Annotated in this window: 6 protein-coding genes; all 6 read left to right on the forward strand. The window is 63.8% G+C overall.

Going from position 1 to position 5640, the window contains the following annotated elements; all coding sequences use genetic code 11:
- Positions 1 to 353: integration host factor subunit beta (locus tag AC1DSN_RS17520; RefSeq protein WP_477331925.1), on the forward strand; the 353-nt coding region annotated here is incomplete at its 5' end.
- Between the two features lie 239 nt (positions 354 to 592).
- Positions 593 to 853: a LapA family protein gene (locus AC1DSN_RS17525; RefSeq protein ID WP_213948154.1), complete on the forward strand. Its 261-nt coding sequence runs from the start codon at positions 593 to 595 to the stop codon at positions 851 to 853.
- Positions 850 to 2022, forward strand: coding sequence for a lipopolysaccharide assembly protein LapB (gene lapB / locus AC1DSN_RS17530; protein WP_477331927.1), 1173 nt, complete (start codon positions 850 to 852; stop codon positions 2020 to 2022). The genes AC1DSN_RS17525 and lapB overlap by 4 nt, the downstream gene beginning before the upstream one ends.
- Positions 2019 to 3056, forward strand: coding sequence for an MraY family glycosyltransferase (locus AC1DSN_RS17535; protein ID WP_477331929.1), 1038 nt, complete (start codon positions 2019 to 2021; stop codon positions 3054 to 3056). Before lapB ends, AC1DSN_RS17535 begins: the two co-directional genes overlap by 4 nt.
- On the forward strand, positions 3043 to 4944 hold the full coding sequence (locus tag AC1DSN_RS17540) for a polysaccharide biosynthesis protein (RefSeq protein ID WP_046966713.1): 1902 nt from the start codon (positions 3043 to 3045) through the stop codon (positions 4942 to 4944). Before AC1DSN_RS17535 ends, AC1DSN_RS17540 begins: the two co-directional genes overlap by 14 nt.
- A partial coding sequence (locus AC1DSN_RS17545; protein ID WP_477331931.1) for a UTP--glucose-1-phosphate uridylyltransferase occupies positions 4941 to 5640 on the forward strand: 700 nt, incomplete at its 3' end. The genes AC1DSN_RS17540 and AC1DSN_RS17545, both read left to right, overlap by 4 nt.

Here is a 5640-nt window from a genome sequence, read left to right on the forward strand (position 1 = left end):
GTCGGGCGAGGGGCGGTTCGCCGCCCCTCGCTTCAGCTAAAAACAGGGGACCCATGACAAAGTCGGAATTGATCGAGGCGCTGGCGCGGCGCCAGACCCACCTTGCYTTTAGCGATGTGGAACTAGCCGTCAAGAGCGTGCTCGAACAGATGAGCCAGGCCCTTTCCACGGGTGAGCGCATCGAGATTCGTGGGTTCGGAAGCTTTGCGCTGCACTTCCGTCCACCGCGCATGGGGCGCAACCCCAAGACCGGTGAGGCGGTTGCCCTTCCGGGCAAGCACGTACCGCATTTCAAACCTGGCAAGGAACTACGCGAACGCGTAAACCTGGCCGAGGAAGACGCCGCGCTTTGACGCGGCGTTTTTTTGCTGACGAGCCCGGCTTACGCCGGGCTTTTTTTAATTGTGGGAGCCGATTCATCGGCGATCCCGCGGCAGCGGGCACGCTCGACGCAACCTTCAGTCGCGCGGCGAGCACCTATCGCCGATGAATCGGCTCCCACATAGAGCACATCCCAAGGGGGTCGGCGAACCTGTACAGATCGCCAACCGCGGCGCACCATCGTGTTCAGGATTCGGGTACAGTCGCGGCTATGCGCCTCATTACCATCCTCTTTCTTCTGTTGTTCGTCGCCGCCGGTATCGTCTTCGGCGCGCTGAATGCCGATCTCGTGCCGTTCGACCTCGGCTTTGCCCGATTGTCCCTGCCCAAGGGTGGAGCGATGCTCGCGGCGGTCCTGGTGGGTTGGGTCCTCGGCGGCATCACCGCCTGGCTCGGCACCTCCTTCGCACAACGGCGCAAGCGCCGTGGCGAGCGCAGCGATCGCAAGGTAGCCAACGCGACGACCGCATGAATCCGATCTGGTTGCTGGCGCTCGTTCCCCCGCTGGCCTTTGCCTGCGGTTGGTGGTTGGCTCGCCGTACGCACGCGCGGCGTTCGGGCGAACAGGTCAACGCACTCTCATCCGACTACTTCCGTGGCCTGAACTACCTTCTCAACGAGGAGCAGGACAAGGCGCTGGAGGTGTTCCTGCGTCTGGCTGAGTACAACCGCGATACCGTCGAGACCCACCTCGCGCTGGGTAACCTCTTTCGCAAGCGAGGCGAAGTGGACCGCGCCATTCGCCTGCACCAGCACCTGGTCTCGCGCCAGGGCCTGTCCGACGAAATGAAGACGGTCGCCTTGCTCGAGTTGGGCGAAGACTACATGCGCGCCGGTCTGCTGGATCGCGCGGAGACGCTCTTTTCCGACCTCGTGGCCATGGATGCACTGGCGCCTTCTGCCCTGCGTCACCTGATTTCGATCTACCAGCACGAGCGCGAATGGCATAAGGCCATCGATCACGCACGACGCCTCGAAGCCATGACCAGCGAGGACGAGTCCGCGATGATCGCGCAGTTCTATTGCGAGCTGGCCGAGCAGTCGCGACAGCACGGCGCACGCACCGAGGCGCGCGATTACATGCGCGAGGCGTTTGCCTGTCAGCAGGAATGCGTGCGCGCGCACATGATCGCGGGGCGCCTCTCGTTCGAAGACGACGACATGATGGCGGCGATCGAGTCGTACGAATCGGCTATTGCTGCCGACATCGCCTTCGTGCCGGAAATCCTCCCCCCGCTTTTGAACTGCTACGCGCGTTCCCAGCAGATGGACCGCGCCGAGACCTTCCTGCGCGAGATCATGGAGCGCTATCACGGCATCTCCCCCGTGCTGGCACTGACCCGGCTCTACGAGGGTAGGGACGGCGAGCGGACGGCTATCGACTTCCTCACCGGTCAGCTGCGTAAGCGCCCGTCGGTGCGCGGACTGATGGCGCTGATCGACGCCACGATGGACAAGGTGTCGGGTGAGRCCCGCGAGAATTACCTGATCCTGCGCGACCTGACCCGCAAGCTGCTCGAAGGGCAGGCCATGTATCGCTGCAGYCGCTGCGGCTTCGGTGCCAAGGCCCATCACTGGCAGTGCCCAAGCTGCAAGAACTGGGGCACCGTGCGGCCAATCCATGGCGTCGCCAACGAATGACGCCCGAGCTCGCGAGTCCCTCGTTCCTGATCGTCGGCGGCGCCGTACTGTCTTTCATTGTTTCCGTTGCCAGCGTGCGCATGGCCATTGCTTACGCGGAGCGACGGGGGATGCTGGACGCTCCGGGGCGACGTCGTTCGCACAGCATGCCGACGCCTCGCGGCGGTGGCATCGGTATCGTGCTGGGTGCGCTGGTGGGTATGCCTTCTGCGCTGCTGCTTCTTCCAGTCTCACCAGGAGCTGCGACGACGGCTGCCTTCAGTCTCGCAGTCATGGCGGTGGCTGCCATCGGCTGGCTGGACGACCACGGCTCGCTGCCGATCCGGCCCCGGCTGGTGATCCAGCTCGCCGCGACGCTCCTGCTATGCGTCGCGGTGGCCTCGGGCACCTCGAGCCTGCTATGGGCGATCCCGCTGCTGGTCGCCGGGGTCTGGTGCATCAACCTGCACAATTTCATGGATGGGATCGACGGCCTGGCGGCACAACAAGCCATGTTCTTCGGTGCCGGCTACGCCGCCCTGGCGTGGTCTGCAGGTAGCCAGGCCCTCGCCGGTGCAGGGCTGGCGCTCGCCGCGGCAGCCTCCGGCTTCTGGTGGTTCAATCGCTCGCCGGCCCGGATTTTCATGGGTGACGTCGGGAGTGCCACCCTTGGCCTGATCGTATTCGCACTTTCGGCGATGGCGTGGGCCTATCGTACGAACTTGCTGTGGCCAGCACTGATTTTCTCGTCAGCCTTCGTCGTCGACGCGACCTTGACGTTGCTCGTGCGAATGCTGCGCGGTGCGCGCTGGTACACTCCGCATCGCGAGCATCTGTACCAATGGCTCGTGAGGCGGGGTGCAACGCACCGAAGGGTAGCCCTGGGCTACTTCGCATGGAACGTGCTCGTCTGCGTTCCTGTCGCATGGATCGCGTTCCGCTGGCCGGCGGCTGCGCCCGTGTGTTTCGGGGCAACCTACCTGCTAGGGGCAGCAGTCTGGCGTACTGGCAAGCATCATTGCTTGCGTCGAAGGGAGCGACATGTTTCTGCGTAAGTTCATAGGCATCATCCATCCACGTACGGCGGTCGTCGCGCACGACCTCGCCATGGCGGCTCTCGCGTGGTGGATAGCCAAGACGCTCCGCTATGCGCTCATGCCGGACCTCGCGCCGGTAACCTACCTGCCGATGGAATTCCCGATCGTCCTGTTGGTCCAGGGCGCCGTGTTCAACTGGACCGGCCTCTACAAGGGCGTTTGGCGCTTCGCCAGTCTTCCGGATCTCTGGAACATCATTCGCGCGACGGTTATCGGCGCGTTGATCATCGGCCTGGCCATGGTCATGTACGCGCGTCTGGACGGCGTCCCGCGATCGGTGCTGCTGGTCTACCCGGTGGTGTTGGTGGTGCTGCTCGGCCTGCCTCGCCTGAGCTACCGCTTCTGGAAAGACAGCCGCATCGACCTGTTCCAGTCGGCGCCTACCAAACGGGTACTGATCGTCGGCGCGGATCGCGCCGGTGAAGCGCTTTCGCGCGACCTCCGTCGCGACAGCCGCTACAGCGTCATCGGTTTCGTGGACGACAACATGGCCCTGCGTGGTGCGCAGATCGGTGGCATCCCTGTGCTCGGTACGGTGGACCAGCTCGCCGAGCTGTCCAAGGCCGTGGCCGTGCAGATGCTCCTTATCGCCGTGCCCGGTGCTACCACGGCGCAGATGCGTCGTATCGTGGCCTTCTGCGAGAGCACGGGCCTGCCGTTCCGCACCGTGCCGCGCCTGGAAGATGTCGTTGCCGGGCGCGCCCAGTTCAACGAGATCAAGGAAGTGGCTATTGAGGATCTCCTCGGCCGCGACGCCGTGGAACTCGACTGGACAGCAATCCGCGAGAACATCAGCGGTCGCCGCGTGCTCGTCACCGGTGGCGGCGGTTCGATCGGTTCGGAGCTTTGCCGCCAGGTCGCGCGTCTGGGCGCCAGTTCGCTGACCGTCGTCGAGATGTCCGAGTACAACCTGTACCGTATCGGTCAGGAGCTGACCTCGGCCTATCCCGAGCTGATCTTCAACGGCGTACTCGCGGATGCGCGCGAAACGGTCGCGATCAACCGCCTGTTCGAAGAAACGCAGCCGCAGATCGTTTTCCATGCGTCCGCGTACAAGCACGTGCCGATGCTCCAGGGTCAGTTGCGCGAAGCGTTCCGCAACAACGTCATGGGCACGCGCGTGGTCGCCAATGCAGCCGTGCGCTGCGGCGTCGAATCCTTCGTGCTGATTTCCACCGACAAGGCCGTGAATCCGACCTCGGTCATGGGTGCCTGCAAGCGCATGGCGGAAATCTGGTGCCAGAACCTTGCCGCCCACACGCCTACACGTTTCATCACCGTTCGTTTCGGTAATGTGCTCGACTCCGCCGGTTCGGTGGTCCCGCTGTTCCGCCGGCAGATTCGCCAGGGCGGTCCACTGACAATCACCCATCCGGAGATTTCGCGTTACTTCATGACCATTCCCGAAGCCTGCCAGTTGATTCTGCAGGCAGCGAGCCTGGGCAAGGGGGGCGAGATCTTTGCGCTCGACATGGGCGATCCGGTCAAGATCCGCGACCTCGCCGAGCAGATGATCCGTCTTGCCGGCAAGCGTCCGGGTTCCGACATCCAGATCGTCTATACCGGCCTGCGCTCGGGCGAGAAGCTGTTCGAGGAACTGTTCCACCCGTTGGAAAATTACACGAGCACCACCCACGCCAAGATCTTCCAGGCGCAGCATCGCCAGGTATCGTGGGAGATGCTGCAGACCCAGCTGGCTCGCGCCGAAGAGGCCGCGGCCACGTTCGATGAAGAGACCCTGCGTCGCTGCGTGTCGCAACTGCTGCCTTCGTTCCGCTGGAGCGACGCGCAGGCCGACAACGTCGTGCCGCTTCGCCGAAACGAAAACGGAGACATCGCATCATGACCCAACCCCTGCGCRAGGTCGTATTTCCTGTTGCTGGCCTCGGTACGCGCTTTCTCCCGGCGACCAAGGTGGTAGCGAAGGAAATGCTGCCCGTGCTCGACCGTCCGCTCATCCAGTACGCCGTGGACGAAGCCGTCGACGCGGGTGCCGACACGCTGGTGTTCGTCACCAACCGCTACAAGCACGCCATCGCCGATTACTTCGACAAGGCCTACGAGCTGGAAGAGAAGCTGGCGGAAAAGAACAAGGAAGAGCTGCTTTCGATCCTGCGTGGCATCCTTCCGCGCCACGTGCGTTGCGTCTTCGTCACCCAGCCGGAGGCCCTCGGCCTCGGCGACGCCGTTCTGCGCGCTGCGCCGGTGATTGGCGACGAGCGCTTCGGCGTCATGCTTCCGGACGATCTGATCTGGAACAAGGGCAAGGGTGCACTGCGCCAGATGGCCGAAGTGGCGGACAAGTACGACGCTGGCGTCATCGCGGTGGAAGAAGTGCCGGAGAAGGACACCGACAAGTACGGCATCGTCGACGCTACCGAGCAGGTCGACGACCGCTCCACCGTGATCAAGCACATGGTCGAGAAGCCCAAGCCGGCCGACGCGCCGTCCACGCTCGCCGTGGTGGGTCGTTACGTGCTGCCGGGCAATATCTTCGAATACCTGCGTAACACGCGCGAAGGTGCCGGCGGCGAGATCCAGC

This window comes from Luteibacter sp. P4_D7_3 (genome assembly GCF_056401735.1).